The sequence below is a fragment of the Erythrobacter sp. QSSC1-22B genome, from assembly GCF_001678665.1.
GTDB lineage: Bacteria > Pseudomonadota > Alphaproteobacteria > Sphingomonadales > Sphingomonadaceae > Qipengyuania.
This window is the reverse complement of the sequence record NZ_LZRP01000005.1, coordinates 49,668-64,678: the sequence shown is the minus strand read 5'-3', so window position 1 is coordinate 64,678 and position 15,011 is coordinate 49,668. Positions and strand designations below refer to the sequence as shown.

The window sequence follows — 15,011 nt, the reverse complement described above, 5'->3', positions numbered from 1 at the left end:
ATCGACGCGGTTGCTAGCGCCCCGCGTCTGCTAATGCCAGCGCGTTCGGGCCTTCCGGACCCGCTTGCACCGCATGGCGCATGCGCGCATAGTTTCGCCGATCGCCGCAAGGGGATTTCAACGGGGGGACTATTCGCAATGCACCTTATCCTGAGCGCTATCATCGTGTTGCTGGCCATTATCGACGTCATCGTCGGGGTCGGCTTCTTCGTCAATCCGGCGCAGGCGGGCAGCGACTTCGGTCTCTCGACGGTCGGCAATGCGGGGACTTCGGCGCTGCGTGCGGATTTCACCGCCTTCTTCTTCGTTGCGGGGCTGTTCATGGCCTGGGGCGCCTGGCGGCGGCGCGGCGAACTGCTGCTGGCCCCGCTGGCGCTGTTCGTGATCGCCTTCACGGGACGGCTGATCAACCTGCTGGTTGAGGGCAGCTACGACGATTGGTGGATCCCGATGACAGTCGAGATGGTGCATATCGTCGTGCTCGCCTTGGCGATCCGCGCCTGGCCCGCCCGCCGCACCGGGCTTTAGCCGGATCGCAAACCGTCGCGGCTGATCTAGATCAGCCAGCCCTGGACCGCTGCCAGCCACACCACCGCAGCTCCGGCCAGCGCCGCGGCGATATAGCCGGTCACACCACCACTTTCGTTGCGGCGACGCTCGCGCCGCTCCCACATCAGCTCGATATCGGGCACCGGTGGCGGTTCGGGAGCGCCCCCGCGCGCCGGATAATGCTCATCCAGCCGCCGGATCAGCGAGGGCAGGCGCAGCAGCGTCTCGGTGTCTTCGCGGATGCGTTCGGCCAGCGCAGCTTCGGGGCCGAGCTCGTCGCGGATCCAGGCACGCACGAAGGGCGCGGAAACATCCCACATGTTGATCTTCGGATCTAGCTGGGTCGCGATCCCCTCGACCATCACCATCGTCTTTTGCAGCAGCAGCAGATGCGGCTGGGTCTGCATGTCGAAATCGCGGGTGATGGCGAACAATCCATCGAGCATCTGCCCGACGCTCAGTTCGCTCACCGGCTTGCCGCGCATCGGTTCGCCCACCGCGCGCAGCGCCGTTGCGAATTCATCGACCGAATGATGCGAGGGCACATATTGCGCCTCGAAATGGATCTCGGCGACGCGGCGGTAATTGCCGGTGGTCAGCCCGTAGAGGATCTCGGCAAGCCATTGGCGGGCCTGCCGATCGATCCGGCCCATGATCCCGAAATCGATCGCCACGATGGTGCCGTCGCCGCGCACGAACAGATTGCCCTGATGCATGTCGGCATGAAAGAAGCCCGCGCTGATCGCCTGCTTGAGGAAAGCCAGCACCAGCCGCTGCGCGATATCGGGCAGATCGTGGCCCGCGGCGATCAGCTGCTCGGTCTGGCTGATCTTGATGCCGTCGATCCACTCCATCGTCATTACCCGGCCGTTGGTGCGGTCCCAGTCGATTTCCGGCACGGTGTAGCGCTCGGTACCGATCATCGCGTCGGCCAGTTCGGAAGCCGAGGCCGCCTCGCGCCGCAGGTCGAGCTCACGATTGGTCCAGCGCTTGAAATTGGCGATGGTGAGCCGCGGGCGCAGCCTTCGCGCCTCGTCGTTGCCGAGCGCTTCGAGATGGGCGGCCGCCCATTCGTAGGTCCGGATATCGCGTTCGAACCGTTCGCGGATGCCCGGACGCAGCACCTTGATCGCGACGGTCCGGCCATCGGTGGTGATCGCGCGGTGCACCTGCGCAATCGAGGCCGCCCCGACCGGCACCGGATCGATCTCGAGAAAGAGCTCGGACAGTGGCTGGGCAAAGGTCGCGGCGATCGCAGCCTCGATTTCCGTGAAGGGAACCGGCGGGAGATTGTCCTGCAGGCTGAGCAGGTTCTGCGCCGCATCGTCGCCGACCAGATCCGGCCTGGTCGCCAGCGTCTGGCCCAGCTTGATCGCCGCCGGACCGATGGCGCGAAACGCGCCTGCGTAGTCGGGCTGCGCCGGCTGGACCGTACCGAACCGCGCAATCCGCGCCAGCCGCTTGACCTGAGGCGGAGTGTTGGGGTCGCGCTCGATCCCGCGCAGCGCGCCGTGGCGCGCCAGGGTGCGACCCCATTTAAACAGGCGCCAGATATGGGTTGCCGGACGGGTCACAGGGTCAGGTCTTCCATCCTGAGTGAATCGCGACCAGTCCGCCCAGGATCGGTTCGACGCGCGTCTGGGTAAAACCCGCCGCGCGGATCATGCTCTGGAATTCGGGCATCGGCGGAAACCGGCGGATCGATTCGACGAGATAGCGATAGCTTTCCTCGTCGCCAGCGATCGCCTTGCCAAGCTGCGGAACGAGCTTGTGCGAATAGAGGTCGTAGGCCTGCTTGAAACCCGGCCATTCGACGGTCGAGAATTCGAGGCAGAAGAACCGCCCCCCGAACTTGAGCACCCGGTGCGCTTCGGCCAGCGCCCGGTCGATATGGGTGACGTTGCGGATGCCGAAAGCAATCGTGTAGGCATCGAAAATGCGCGAAGGATAGCTCAGAACCTCGGCGTTCTGGCACGACCAGGCAAGCCCGGTCAGCCCGCGGTCGAGAGCGCGTTCCATCCCGACATCGAGCATGTCCTGATTGATATCGGCCACGGTCACCTCGGCGCCGCGCTCCACCATGCGAAAGGCGATGTCGCCGGTGCCACCCGCCATGTCGAGAATTGCCTCGCCCGGCTGCGGCTTGACCCGCGCCACGAAGCGATCCTTCCACAATCGGTGCATCCCGCCCGACATGGCATCGTTCATGATGTCGTATTTGGCGGCGACATTGGAGAAAACCGTACCCACGCGCTCGGTTTTCTCGTCGGGGGCCACGTCCTCATAGCCGAAGGAGACAGTGTCGTTCATGGCGCCGAGCCTTAGGGACAATTGCCGGGCGGGCAAAGGGTGTTAGAGACGCAGCCATGCCCGAACTTCCCGAAGTCGAGACGACCGTGCGCGGGTTGGCGCGTTTTCTGGATGGTGAAACCATTACCGGCGTGACCGTCAACCGCCCTGATCTGCGGCGCCCCTTTCCGCCCGGCCTCGTCCAGGCACTGACCGGCGCGCAGGTTTCCGGACTTTCGCGGCGTGCCAAATACGGACTGATCCACACCGCGCGCGATCATGTCATGGTGTTCCATCTCGGCATGAGCGGACGCTGGCGGATCGATCCCGAGGACGATTTGCCGCACGACCATCTGGTGCTGGAAACCGCCGGACATCGCTTTGCGCTCAACGATCCGCGCCGGTTCGGCTCGGTCGATCTGCTGCTCGGCTCCGAACTCGACGCCTGGCCGGCCTTCGCCGCTCTGGGCCCCGAACCGCTTGGCGCCGAGCTGACCGTCTCGTGGCTGCGCGAGCGGACGAAGGGGCGCAAACCGGCGATCAAGCAGTTGCTGCTCGACCAGCGAGTGGTCGCGGGTCTGGGCAATATCTATGTCTGCGAGGCGCTGTGGCGTGCGCGGATCGATCCGCGCACGCCGGGCGGACGGGTAACCGGGCCGCAACTCGAACGCCTGATCCCGGCGATCCGCGAAGTGCTCGAGCAATCGATCCGCGACGGTGGCTCGACCTTGCGCGATTTCGCCCAGCCCGATGGCGAACTGGGTTATTTCGCTACCCGCTTCGACGTCTATGGTCGTACGGACCAGCCATGCCACCGCGATGATGGCGGCACGATCGGCCGGGTGGTCCAGGGCGGCCGCAGCACATGGTACTGCCCGCGCTGCCAGAAATAGCCCGGGCAGGCTGGGCCAAGAAACGATTGACGATTCGCCACCACCAACCTATGTCGCCCGCTTTCCGGCGGTCATGCGCCGATTTTCGCAAGATTCGACAGACTCGTCGGGCGCGCTCCATGCGACCGCTCGAGACTCGAGCCAGACAAGGACGACCATGGCCAATACGCCGCAAGCCAAAAAGCGCATCCGTCGCAACGATCGCCGCTCCGAGATCAACACCGCGCGCAAGAGCCGCATCCGCACTTTCGTGAAGCAGGTGGAAACCGCCTGCGAAGCGGGTGACAAGGAAGCGGCCAGCGTGGCGCTCAAGCAGGCCCAGCCCGAACTGGCGCGCGGCGTCGCGCGCGGCGTGCTGCACAAGAATACCGCCTCGCGCAAGATGAGCCGGCTGAGCAAGCGCGTCTCCGCGCTCTGAACCGAATCGCTTCAAGCGGCCGCCTGCTGGCGATGCCGCAACGAAGCCAAATAGCACCAGGGCCGTCGCGGCAACGCGGCGGTCCTTTGCTTTGTTCGCAAAGCCCAGGATCCCGGACCGATCTATTCAGTCGTCAGACTGAAACCTAATTGTAATGTTCGGCGCTCGCGACTCCTTACAAACCCGCGATTCCAGCGCTTAAATACGCTAAAAATACCGGAATTCAGCCAGTTGCACGGGGGCCCGCGGGCTAGGGTCGAGTCAACGCTTTTATTTCGCTTTTTTTGCAGCATCCACACTTGCGACTCATCCGAAGCTGACCCTAGAAGATGGCACTGCCTGGGGCGGGACAGCCCGGGCTCCACAATTTGGAATATGTGATGGGGGTTCCCGGAAGGATTGATTCCGGGAGATGGCGACGCTGTGTCTCTGTCCTCGCCAGATACAATAACGCTTCGCCGGCAGCGCTGTTTGCCGGCCCGATTTTGGGTGACGAGACGATGGGCAAATTGACAGAACAGACCGGTGCGAAACGCAAAGGCCGGGAGGATCTCATGGAAGACCTCGAAGCGGTGAATCTGGCTGCCGACTGGGCCGATATCAGCCATGGCCTGCGCAAGGATCTCGGCCAGCAATTGCACAGCCAGTGGATCAAGCCGATCCAGGTCGGCGCGCTCGATCGCGACACCGGAACGCTCGATCTCTACCTCCCGACGCAATTCTCCGCCGACTGGGTGCGCGATCGCTTCTCCGACCGCCTGTCGCTGGCTTGGAAGATCGCGCGTGGCGAAGTGCGCCAGATCGCCATCTCGGTCCATCCGGGCCGCCGCAAGGTCGCCGACCTGCAATTGCATTCCGATGGCCGCCGCCCCGCCAATGACGGCGCCGATCAGTCGATGATGGCGATCTCCGCCGACACCCTGAACGATGCGGGCTTTACCTCCAGCGTCGGGCTCGACCCTTCGCTGACCTTTGCCGCCTTCGTCACCGGCGAAGCCAATGTGCTTGCCTGCAACGCGGCGCAGCGGATGGCCGCACCCGAGAAACCGCAGTTTTCGCCGCTCTATCTCAAGGGCGCGACCGGCCAGGGCAAGACCCACCTGCTGCACTCGATCGGCCATTCCTTCCTGCAGGCGCATCCGCGCAGCCGGATCTTCTACTGCAGCGCCGAGCGTTTCATGGTCGAGTTCGTCCAGGCGCTGAAGCAGAACCAGATGATCGAGTTCAAGGGGCGGCTGCGCAGCTTCGACCTGCTGCTGGTGGACGACATTCAGTTCATCATCGGCAAGGCCAGCGCGCAGGAAGAGCTTCTCTACACGATCGATGCGTTGCTCGCCGAGGGCAAGCGGCTGGTGTTCGCCGCCGATCGTGCACCGCAGGCGCTCGACGGGGTCGAGCCACGGCTGCTCAGCCGGCTTTCGATGGGTCTGGTCGCGGATATCCAGGCCGCCGATATCGAATTGCGCCGCAAGATCCTGGTCAGCAAGCTGACCCGTTTCGCGCCGCTCGAAGTGCCCGATGACGTGATCGATTTTCTCGCGCGCACGATCACGCGTAACATCCGCGAGCTGGTTGGGGGATTGAACAAGCTGATCGCCTATGCCCAGCTCACCGGGCAGGAAGTCTCGCTCCAGCTTGCCGAGGAGCAGCTGACCGATATTCTCTCGGCCAATCGCCGCCGGATTACCATCGACGAAATCCAGCGTACGGTGTGCCAGTTCTATCGCATCGACCGTTCCGAAATGAGCAGCAAGCGGCGCGCGCGCGCCGTGGTCCGCCCGCGCCAGGTCGCGATGTATCTTGCCAAGGTGCTGACCCCGCGAAGCTACCCCGAGATTGGCCGCAAGTTCGGCGGCCGCGATCATTCCACCGTGATCCACGCGGTGCGGCTGATCGAGGATCTGCGCACCCGCGACGCCGATATGGATGGCGACGTCCGCAGTCTGCTGCGCCAGCTCGAGAGCTGATCGCGGCATTGCGGCGCCGTGGGGCGAAGCGTAGGGGAGCGGCATGACCGCTGCGCCCCTACTCGCTTCGCTGGCGCCCTGCACGGGTTCCCCGCCCGGCCCGGCCAGCCTGCCCTTCACATGGCGCGAGGCAGCCTTGCGGGGACTGCGTGGGGATTGCCCGCGGTGCAGTGAGGCAAAGCTGTTCCGCAAATGGCTCAAACCCGTCGATCATTGCCTGGCCTGCCGGCAGGATTGGTCGTTCGAACGGGCGGATGACTTTCCAGCCTATATCTCGATCTTCGTGACCGGACACGTCATGGCCCCCTTGATCATCGCGCTCATCGGCGAATTCGGCATGTCGACCTGGGCGACGTTGGCCGTCATCCTGCCGCTGGCCATGATCATGATGCTGGGGCTGCTGCAACCCGCCAAGGGCGCAGTGCTGGCGACAATGTGGTGGTCAGGGATGGGGACCTTCGCGCGCGAGCGGCCGATCGGCCATCCCGATCACCTCGATTTGAAATGAGGCCGGAGATGAAGCTGCCGCCCGAACGGCCATTTCCACCTGAACGACTGGCCCGTTTCGCCCGCCACATCGTACTGCCCGAAGTCGGCGGCGCGGGACAGGCGGCGCTTGGACGATCGCATGTGGTGCTGGTTGGCCTGGGCGGGATCGGCTCGCCCGCCCTGCAATATCTCGCCGCAGCCGGAATCGGGCGCCTGACGCTGGTGGACGGCGACAAGGTGGATGCCAGCAACCTCCAGCGCCAGACGATCTACACGACCCGCGATATCGACCATGGCAAGGCCGTCTCCGCCCGCCGCTGGCTGGCAAATTTCGATGTGGCGATCGAGGCGGAATTACACGACGGGCGGATCGGCCCGGACAACGCGCCCGCGCTGCTGGAGGGAGCCGATCTGGTGCTCGATGGCACCGACAATTTCGCCACGCGGCTGGCCGTTTCCGATGCCTGCGTGGCGGCGGGCGTTCCGCTTCTCTCCGCCGCGGTAGGCCGCTTCCAGGGCCAGGTGGGCGCGTTCTCGGGGCATTTGCCGGGCCAGGCCTGCTATCGGTGCTTCGTGGGCGATGCCTTCGACGCCGAGGATTGCGACAGCTGCGCCGAGGACGGAATGCTTGGCGCGATGGCTGGCTGGGTCGGCACTTTCGGGGCGCTGCACGCGGTACGGATCCTGCTCGACGGCATCAGTGACTTCGGCGATCCGCAATGGGGCACGGTTCATCTGCTCGACGGCATGGCGCCCGCGATGCGCAGTTTCCTTATCGCCAAGGACCCGGCCTGTTCCGGTTGCGGCTCAGCCGCCTAGCATCTCGTCGACCCACTGCGGGACCAGCTGCGTCGCGGGACCCTGGCGGCTCTCGTCGAACCAGTGCGAACCCTGACTGCGCTCGAGGTTGAGTTCGAGCGTTCGCGCGCCGAGCTGGCTCGCATCCTGGACGAACCCGGCGGCGGGATAGACCGCGCCCGAGGTCCCGATCGAGACAAACAGATCCGCCCCGCGCAGCGCAGCATAGATGCGCTCCATCTCATATGGCATCTCGCCGAACCACACGACATCGGGCCGCAGCGCGGGTTCGCCGCAATCGGGGCACGGCGGGTTCTCGACCAGCGTTCCGGTCCAGCGATGCCGCGCGTCGCAGGCGGTGCACCAGGCGTTGAGATGGGTGCCATGCATGTGCAGCACTGCGCTCGCGCCGGCGCGCTGGTGAAGATCGTCGACATTCTGGGTGACGATCAGCAGTTCGCCGCGCCATTCGCCTTCGAGCCGGGCAAGCGCCAGATGCGCGGCATTGGGCTGCTTGGTCAGCACCGCGGCGCGGCGCATGTCGTAGAAGCGCTGGACCAGCTCGGGATCGCGCGCAAAGGCCTCGGGCGTGGCGACATCCTCGACCCGGTGCTGTTCCCACAGCCCGCCGCCATCGCGAAAGGTGTCGATCCCGCTTTCGGCGGAGATTCCCGCGCCGGTCAGGACGACGATATTGCGCAAGCGGGCCATGTCCCCCATGAAGCATGCGGATAAGGGGAATTGCAATGGCACGTATCGGGATCGTCGGCAGCGAGGGCCGGATGGGTCAGGCTATCGCCGCCATCATGCCCGAGCTCGGACACGAGCTTGCCGGCGGGGTCGACAAGGGAGGCGATGTCGCGCGGCTCGCCGATGCGAGCGATGTGCTCCTGGATTTCTCCTCCCCCGGCAGTCTGGAAGCCAATCTGCACGCTGCGATCGGTGCCGGGATCCCGCTCGTCATCGGCACCACCGGGCTGGAAGACCGCCATCATCGCGCGATCGACGACACCGCGCGGGCGGTGCCGATCCTCCAGACCGGCAACACCTCGCTCGGCATCACGCTGCTCTCGCATCTGGTGCATGAGGCAGCATCCCGGCTGGGCGAAGATTGGGACATCGAAATCGTCGAGATGCACCATCGGATGAAGGTCGACGCCCCCTCGGGCACCGCGCTGCTGCTCGGCGAAGCCGCCGCCACCGGGCGCGGGGTCGAACTGGCGGAGCGACGCGAGAGCGGGCGCGACGGCCACACCGGGGAACGCGCGCCGGGCGCGATCGGCTTCGCTGCGCTGCGCGGCGGGACTGTCGCAGGCGAACACAGCGTCATCATGGCGGGCGCGCAAGAGCGGCTGACCTTTTCGCACAGCGCCGAGGACCGCAGCATCTTTGCCCGTGGCGCGCTGCGTGCGGCGCAATGGCTGATCGGCAAGGAACCGGGCCGCTACAGCATGCGCGACGTGCTCGATCATTGACACGGGACGACATCTTCGAATTCTTCCGTCGGCTCGCCGAGGACAATCCCGAACCCGAAACCGAGCTGGAATATGGCAACGCCTTCCAGTTGGTGGTCGCGGTGGCGCTAAGCGCGCAGGCAACCGATGTCGGGGTCAACAAGGCGACACGGGCGCTGTTCGCACAGGTCGAGACGCCCCAGCAGATGCTCGAGCTGGGCGAGGATGGCCTGAAGCAGCACATCAAGACGATCGGCCTGTTCAATTCCAAAGCGAAGAACGTCATCGCGCTCTCGCAACTGCTGGTCGACGAATACGGCAGCGAGGTGCCCGACACCCGGGAGGATCTGATCCGGCTGCCCGGGGTCGGGCGCAAGACCGCCAATGTCGTGCTCAATTGCTGGTTCGGAGAGGAGACCTTCGCGGTCGACACGCATATTCTGCGCTTGGGCAATCGCACCGGGCTGGCCAAGGGCAAGACGCCCGAAGCGGTCGAGGCAAAGCTCGAGAAGCGCGTTCCGCAGCCGTTCCGCCGCCATGCTCATCACTGGCTGATCCTCCACGGGCGCTATATCTGCAAAGCCCGGACGCCCGAATGCTGGCGCTGTCCGGTGGTGGATCTGTGCAGCTATCGCCAGAAGGTCATGGAACCACAACCCAGCGGCCGGGTTCGGAAACAGTCGGCCTAGTTCCGTCCGTTTGAGGAGTGCGACCATGATCCGTATCGCCGCCGCCATCGCCGCCACCGGCGTGCTCCTCGCGGGGTGCGCCCCGACCGAGGGCGAGGACCGCTTCGTCAGCGAAGCTCCGATGGCGAGCGTAACCGGCGATCCGGTGAACTGCCTCAACACCGCGATGGTGCGCCAGTCGCGAGTTCACGATGATCGCACGATCGATTTCGAGGTAGGCAGCCGAACCTATCGCAACACTCTGGGGCCGGGTTGCGGTGGCCTCGGATTTGAGAAATCCTTCACCTATCGCACCTCGATAAACCGGCTGTGCTCGGGGGAGATTATCTACGTGCTGCGCACCATCGGCGGGCAGCTCGATCGCGGCGCGGCCTGCAGTCTGGGCGAATTCGTGCCGATCGAATATGTCGACCGCGACATCGACACCATGCGACATTAAGCCTGCCCTAGACGTCGTCCGCGCTTGCCATTTCTTCGCGGTCGATCTCGCCGGTCATCGAGCCCACCGTGACCGCTACGGCGGCATCGCCGGTGACATTGGTGACGGTGCGCATCATATCCATGATCCGGTCCACCCCGGCGACGAAGGCGATCGTTTCCAGCGGCACGTTCACTGCGGTGAAAATCGCCGCCATCATGATCAGCCCGGCGCCCGGGATCCCCGCCGCGCCGACCGAGCCGAGCGTCGCCAGCACCGCGATAGTGAGGTAGTCCCCCGTCGAGAGATCGACTCCGAAGACCTGGGCCCCGAACAGCGTGGCGAGACCGAGATACATCGCGGTCCCGTCCATGTTGATCGTGGCACCCAGCGAGGTGGTGAAGCTGGTCACCGAGCGGCTGACGCCCAGATTGCGCTCGACGCAGCGCATCGTGACCGGCAGCGTCGCGTTAGACGATGCGGTGGAATAGGCGACCGCCTGCGCATCGACGATCCCACGGAAGAAGGGAATCACCGGCAATTTGGCCAGAAATTTTATGATCCCGGCATACATGATGATGATGATCAGCAGGCAACCAGCGTAATTGAGCGCGACCAGCTTGCCCAGCGCGAGCAGCGCGGGAACGCCCACGGTACCCGCCACCCAGGCCATCAGCGCGAACACGCCGAAGGGGGTCAGCTCCATCACCACCGCGGTGACCTTTTGCATCACGATCGAACCAGAATCGAAGATCCGCTGGACCGGCAGGCCTTCATCCTTTGCCATCAAGATGCCGATGCCGATCAGCAGCGAGAAGATGATCAGAGGCAGGACGTTGACATCGGCCATCACCTGGACCGGGCTTTGCGGCACCATCCCGAGCAGCATGTCCTGCCAGGTCATCGCCGTGGGTTCCGGAACCGGACCCATCTCGATCGCGCTGGTGTCGAGACCGATACCAGGCTGGAACAGTGATCCCAGCCCGAGGCCGAGCCAGACCGCGATCTGGCCGGTCACCACGAAGATCAGCAGCGCCCGCCCGCCGACGCTGCCCAGCTTGCGCAGATCGCCGATTGCCGCGACGCCCGCGACCAGGCTGAAGAAGATCAGCGGCACCACCAGCATCTTGATGAAGGCGATGAAGATATCGCCGACGATCTTGATGCTTTCCGCGCCCGGCCCCCACAACAGGCCGACGATAATGCCGAGGACCAGTGCAGCGATGACCCGCTGCCACAGCGGAATGGCCAACCAAGTTTTCAACTGCAATCCCCTCGCAAACCCTGCCCTATTGGCCCAGCCCCGCTTGCGCGATCGCCGTATAGATGCGGCTTAGCGCAGAAAGGTCCGCCACCGCCACCGCCTCATCACGCTTGTGCATGGTCGCGTTGACCAGGCCGAACTCGATCACCGGGCAGACCTCGCGCAGGAAGCGCGCATCCGAGGTTCCACCGGTGGTAGAGGCTTCGGGCTCGATACCCGTTTCATCCTTCACCGCAATGGCGATGCTGTCCGAGAATTCGCCCGGCGGGGTAAGGAAAGGTTCGCCCGAGACGATCGGCAGCGTCGTCCCACCATGCTTCTTTGCAATGGCGGCAACCGTCTCGGAGAGCGACGCGCCGGAATGCAGATCGTTGAAGCGGATCGAGATGCGTGCGGTCGCTTTTTCGGGGATCACATTGTGCGCGACATTGCCGACCTCGATATCGGTGATCTCGAGATTGGAGGGCTGGAACCAATCGGTGCCTTCATCGAGCACCAGCGCGTCGAGCTCGGCAAGCATCGCCACCAGCTTCGGGAGCGGATTATCGGCGAGGTGCGGATAAGCGACATGGCCCTGCACACCTTCGACCTCGAGCCAGATGTTGACCGATCCGCGACGCCCGATCTTCATCATGTCGCCCAGCCGGTTGACGCTGCTGGGCTCCCCGACGAGGCACAGGTCGGGCTGGTGGCCGTGTTCGCGCATGAAGGCGATCAGCGCGCGGGTGCCGTGGATCGCCGGGCCTTCCTCGTCGCCGGTGATGATGAAGCTGATCGTTCCGGCGTCTGCGGGCAGATCGGCGACCGCAGCGACCATGCAGGCGATCGCGCCCTTCATGTCGACCGCACCGCGCCCGTAGAGCAGCTCGCCCCCGGGGCTTGGGCGGATCTCGGGCGCGAAGGCCTCGCTGGTCCAGCCGCCCCCTGGCGGAACCACGTCGAGATGACCGGCAAAGGCGAAATGGCGCGAGCCCTCTGGCCCGCGGCGGATCGCGAAGAGGTTCTCGACCGGCCCGTCGGGCGCCTCGCCCGATACGAAGCGGCTCACCTCGAAACCGAGCGGTGCGAGCATGGCTTCCATCTCGTCGAACACCGCGCCCGTGGCGGGGGTGACGCTTGGGGCCGCCATCAGGCGCTTGGCGAGTTCGAGCACTTGGGTCATGCTCTCGCCGCTAGCGGAGTATTCATTCATGCCCAAGCTCGATCTCGACGCCATCGTGCGAACCAACGCCACCGGCTATCCCGCACCCTTCGATACCGAGGTCGAGGGTCGCTGGTACTGCCGCCTTGCGCCGGCAGCGGGGCTGACGCTGCTGGGGGCGAGCCATGTGGTGCTCAAGCCGGGTGCCTATTCGTCGCAGCGGCACTGGCACGCTGCGCAGGACGAGCTGGTGGTGTTGCTCGCGGGCGAGGCGGTGTTGATCGAGGACGAGGGCGAAACCCCGGTCCACGCGGGCGACGTGCTGGCGTGGCCGGCAGGGGTGAAGAACGGCCACCGGCTGCACAACCGCTCCGCCGAAGACTGCGTCTTCGTCGCGATCAGCAGCGGCGACCGCGAGAGTGATTCGGGCGAATATCCCGATATCGACATGGTGTTCGGGCCCGCTGGGTATGCCAGCAAAAACGGGACGCGCTATCCCGCCGAACGACTGCCCTGACCGCAGGAGCTCCAAGCGGGCCTGACTGCGGCTAGTCCTCGCGAGCCGGCAAAGGTCCCGGGGCAAAGGCTTCGTCGAGCAGCCGCGCCATCCGCAGCCCCGCCTGGACCACCCGCTGCCGCGCGACGGGGACCGCCGCGACGATATCCTCCTGCGTGAGCGCGGTGGCATCGGGCAGCTCGCCCTCACAGGGATCGCGGTCGAAGGCGTTGGGATAGACGATGTCGCGCGCCGTCTGCCAGCTTTCACGCCCCCAGTCGTCGGGACCGCCCCCGGCCAGCTCGGCGCGTTCCGCAGCGGTATAGCGCCGCACCACCGGCGGTTCGCCGGTGATCGCGCGTTCGGCCAGCGGGCCGTCCCATATCCAGTGCAGGTTGAGATCGGGCACAATGCCATAATCGGCCTCGCGATCATTGCCGCCGCGGTCGTTATGATCGCCCGAATGCAGCGGCATATGCACATCGCCGACGAAATGGACGAGGAAAGCGAGCGCCTCGAGCCGGATATGCGCGGGCAGGCTTTCGTCGGCGAGCAGACGATGGCTGCGCTCGATCTGCCCGGTGACGCAAGCGCCGCCCGAACAATTGGCGCGCGGGTTGAAAGCCTCGCATACCGGCGCGGTGCGGTAATGCCAGGCTGCGGTGTAGCCCCAGCGCGAGGAATCGCGGCGCACGCAATCGGGCCAGACCGAGGCGTCCTGCAGGGTGTCGAGATCGCAATCGGGGGTCGCCATCAGCTCGGAATGGGTCAGCAGCCGGGCGATGCCGCGCTGGGTTGCAGGCGAGATATTGGCTTCGGCGACATCGGCGGTGACCGTGTGCGCGTAGAAGCCCCAGGCCGCCGCCATCTGCGGCACAGCCAGACCCAGCATCGCCAGACACAGCGCGAGGGCACGCATCATCCTGATGCCGCTTGTCCCGGTGCCGCTCATCCGACCGCCGGCGCCGAATCGTATTGTTCTATGACCCATTCTTCATTCTCCGAAGCCTCGATCCAGGCTTGCATCCAATCATGTTCCCAAACCGCCTGCATATAGGCGCCTGCGAAACCGGGGACGGCAACGCCGTAGCTGATGAAGCGGCTGACCACCGGCGCGTAGAAGACATCCGCCGCGCCGAAAGTGCCAAACAGGAACGGCCCGCCCGAGCCGAACCGCGCGCGCGCTTCGGCCCACAGCCCGAGAATCCGCACCACTTCCTGCGTCGTGGTTTCGGAAGGCTGGACGCCCTCGAAACGCTTGCGGATGTTCATCGGGAACTGGCTGCGCATCGTGTGGTAGGAGCTGTGCATCTCGGCGACCATCGATCGTGCCATGCCGCGCGCAGCATCCTCCTTGGGCCAGAAACGTTCGCGCCCGACCTTGTCGGCGAGGTAGTCGAGGATTGCGAGGCTGTCCCACACCACCGTCTCGCCGTCCCACAGCAGCGGAACCTTGCCGCTCGAGGCCTGCAACCCGCTGTCGTCCTGCTTGGCCGATTCCCAGCCCTCGCCGTAAAGCGGGACGATGATTTCCTCGAATGCGAGGCCGGACTGTTTCGCCGCCAGCCAGGCGCGCAGCGACCAGCTCGAATAATTCTTGTTGCCGATGATCAGTTTCATGCCGGGTCCCCTGTGGCGCGCGGGCGGTAGAGCTTCCGCCCGATACTGTCGAGTGTGAGCCAGACGGTAGGAAAGCCCGTGCGAACGGGCTAGGTGCCTCGCCATGACCCTACGCCCGTTCCATCTCGCATTCCCCGTCCACGACCTCGCCGCGGCGCGCACCTTCTATGGCGAATTGCTCGGCTGCGCCGAGGGCCGCAGTTCGGACGAATGGATCGACTTCGATTTCTACGGCCACCAGATCGTCGCCCATCTGGGTGGAACAGCCGGCGATCGCGGCGCGAATTCCGTCGATGGACATGATGTCCCGGTGCCGCATTTCGGCGTGGTTCTGACGATGGCGCAATGGCGGGCGCTGGCCGAGCGGCTGCGCAGCGCGGATGTGGTGTTCGCAATGGAACCCACCGTGCGCTTCGAGGGCCAGCCCGGCGAGCAGGCGACGATGTTCTTCCGCGATCCGAGCGGCAATGCGCTGGAGATGAAAGCCTTCGCCGACGATTCGGCGCTGTTCGCAACGTAAAGTCGT

Annotated in this window: 18 protein-coding genes; 11 read left to right on the top strand and 7 right to left on the bottom strand. The window is 65.1% G+C overall.

Translation table 11 applies throughout. From position 1 onward, the window contains the following. The first annotated feature begins 138 nt into the window (after positions 1-138). Positions 139-528 (top strand): hypothetical protein, encoded by a 390-nt coding sequence (locus A9995_RS09395; RefSeq protein WP_067612040.1) that lies wholly within the window; start codon positions 139-141, stop codon positions 526-528. 26 nt (positions 529-554) lie between these two features. Here A9995_RS09395 and ubiB read toward each other — a convergent pair whose 3' ends face one another. Together ubiB and A9995_RS09385 are read right to left on the bottom strand one after the other, a co-directional pair. After that, positions 555-2,123 (bottom strand): 2-polyprenylphenol 6-hydroxylase, encoded by a 1,569-nt coding sequence (ubiB, locus tag A9995_RS09390; protein ID WP_067612037.1) that lies wholly within the window; start codon positions 2,121-2,123, stop codon positions 555-557. A gap of 4 nt (positions 2,124-2,127) precedes the next feature. Then, positions 2,128-2,859: a class I SAM-dependent methyltransferase gene (locus tag A9995_RS09385; RefSeq protein ID WP_067612034.1), complete on the bottom strand. Its 732-nt coding sequence runs from the start codon at positions 2,857-2,859 to the stop codon at positions 2,128-2,130. A gap of 56 nt (positions 2,860-2,915) precedes the next feature. Between A9995_RS09385 and mutM the strand changes: the two genes are divergently transcribed. The 5 genes from mutM to A9995_RS09360 all read left to right on the top strand — a co-directional run bounded on the left by mutM (position 2,916) and on the right by A9995_RS09360 (position 7,424). Further along, a complete protein-coding gene (mutM, locus tag A9995_RS09380; protein ID WP_067612031.1) occupies positions 2,916-3,731 on the top strand; it encodes a bifunctional DNA-formamidopyrimidine glycosylase/DNA-(apurinic or apyrimidinic site) lyase in 816 nt (271 codons plus the stop codon). 157 nt (positions 3,732-3,888) lie between these two features. Then, positions 3,889-4,149: a 30S ribosomal protein S20 gene (gene rpsT / locus A9995_RS09375; protein ID WP_067612028.1), complete on the top strand. Its 261-nt coding sequence runs from the start codon at positions 3,889-3,891 to the stop codon at positions 4,147-4,149. A gap of 554 nt (positions 4,150-4,703) precedes the next feature. Continuing rightward, positions 4,704-6,116 carry a chromosomal replication initiator protein DnaA gene (gene dnaA / locus A9995_RS09370; RefSeq protein ID WP_369815829.1) on the top strand — a complete coding sequence of 471 codons (1,413 nt, stop codon included), beginning with the start codon at positions 4,704-4,706 and terminating at the stop codon, positions 6,114-6,116. Positions 6,117-6,159: 43 nt separating this feature from the next. Next, positions 6,160-6,624: a DUF983 domain-containing protein gene (locus tag A9995_RS09365; protein WP_082992611.1), complete on the top strand. Its 465-nt coding sequence runs from the start codon at positions 6,160-6,162 to the stop codon at positions 6,622-6,624. A gap of 8 nt (positions 6,625-6,632) precedes the next feature. Further along, a complete protein-coding gene (locus tag A9995_RS09360) occupies positions 6,633-7,424 on the top strand; it encodes a HesA/MoeB/ThiF family protein (RefSeq protein WP_067612021.1) in 792 nt (263 codons plus the stop codon). On the opposite strand, the gene A9995_RS09355 is transcribed toward A9995_RS09360, so the two are convergent. Then, positions 7,413-8,114 (bottom strand): NAD-dependent deacylase, encoded by a 702-nt coding sequence (locus A9995_RS09355; RefSeq protein ID WP_067612018.1) that lies wholly within the window; start codon positions 8,112-8,114, stop codon positions 7,413-7,415. The two genes, A9995_RS09360 and A9995_RS09355, sit on opposite strands and share 12 nt — an antisense overlap. Before the next feature lie 35 nt (positions 8,115-8,149). Between A9995_RS09355 and dapB the strand changes: the two genes are divergently transcribed. The 3 genes from dapB to A9995_RS09340 are packed head-to-tail and all read left to right on the top strand — an operon-like array spanning position 8,150 to position 9,985. Beyond that, entirely contained in the window at positions 8,150-8,878 is a 729-nt protein-coding gene (dapB, locus tag A9995_RS09350) for a 4-hydroxy-tetrahydrodipicolinate reductase (RefSeq protein WP_067612013.1), read from the top strand. Next, entirely contained in the window at positions 8,875-9,546 is a 672-nt protein-coding gene (gene nth, locus A9995_RS09345) for an endonuclease III (RefSeq protein ID WP_067612009.1), read from the top strand. Before dapB ends, nth begins: the two co-directional genes overlap by 4 nt. 25 nt (positions 9,547-9,571) lie before the next feature. Further along, positions 9,572-9,985: a hypothetical protein gene (locus A9995_RS09340; RefSeq protein WP_067612006.1), complete on the top strand. Its 414-nt coding sequence runs from the start codon at positions 9,572-9,574 to the stop codon at positions 9,983-9,985. Positions 9,986-9,992: 7 nt separating this feature from the next. Here the strand turns inward: A9995_RS09340 and A9995_RS09335 are convergent, their stop codons facing one another. Both A9995_RS09335 and dapE read right to left on the bottom strand, forming a co-directional pair. After that, positions 9,993-11,228 (bottom strand): dicarboxylate/amino acid:cation symporter, encoded by a 1,236-nt coding sequence (locus A9995_RS09335; protein ID WP_067612002.1) that lies wholly within the window; start codon positions 11,226-11,228, stop codon positions 9,993-9,995. A 25-nt stretch (positions 11,229-11,253) separates the two neighbouring features. Beyond that, complete coding sequence (gene dapE, locus A9995_RS09330) at positions 11,254-12,390, bottom strand: succinyl-diaminopimelate desuccinylase (protein WP_067612594.1); 1,137 nt, start codon at positions 12,388-12,390, stop codon at positions 11,254-11,256. A 28-nt stretch (positions 12,391-12,418) separates the two neighbouring features. Here dapE and A9995_RS09325 point away from each other — a divergent pair, with 28 nt between their 5' ends. Beyond that, entirely contained in the window at positions 12,419-12,886 is a 468-nt protein-coding gene (locus A9995_RS09325) for a cupin domain-containing protein (RefSeq protein ID WP_067611999.1), read from the top strand. Positions 12,887-12,917: 31 nt separating this feature from the next. Here A9995_RS09325 and A9995_RS09320 read toward each other — a convergent pair whose 3' ends face one another. Together A9995_RS09320 and A9995_RS09315 are read right to left on the bottom strand one after the other, a co-directional pair. Next, positions 12,918-13,787: a S1/P1 nuclease gene (locus A9995_RS09320; RefSeq protein WP_145916886.1), complete on the bottom strand. Its 870-nt coding sequence runs from the start codon at positions 13,785-13,787 to the stop codon at positions 12,918-12,920. 26 nt (positions 13,788-13,813) lie between these two features. Next, positions 13,814-14,485: a glutathione S-transferase family protein gene (locus tag A9995_RS09315; RefSeq protein ID WP_067611997.1), complete on the bottom strand. Its 672-nt coding sequence runs from the start codon at positions 14,483-14,485 to the stop codon at positions 13,814-13,816. A 103-nt stretch (positions 14,486-14,588) separates the two neighbouring features. On the opposite strand from A9995_RS09315, the gene A9995_RS09310 reads away from it, so the two are divergent. Beyond that, positions 14,589-15,005 carry a VOC family protein gene (locus tag A9995_RS09310; RefSeq protein WP_067611995.1) on the top strand — a complete coding sequence of 139 codons (417 nt, stop codon included), beginning with the start codon at positions 14,589-14,591 and terminating at the stop codon, positions 15,003-15,005. Positions 15,006-15,011 lie beyond the last annotated feature (6 nt).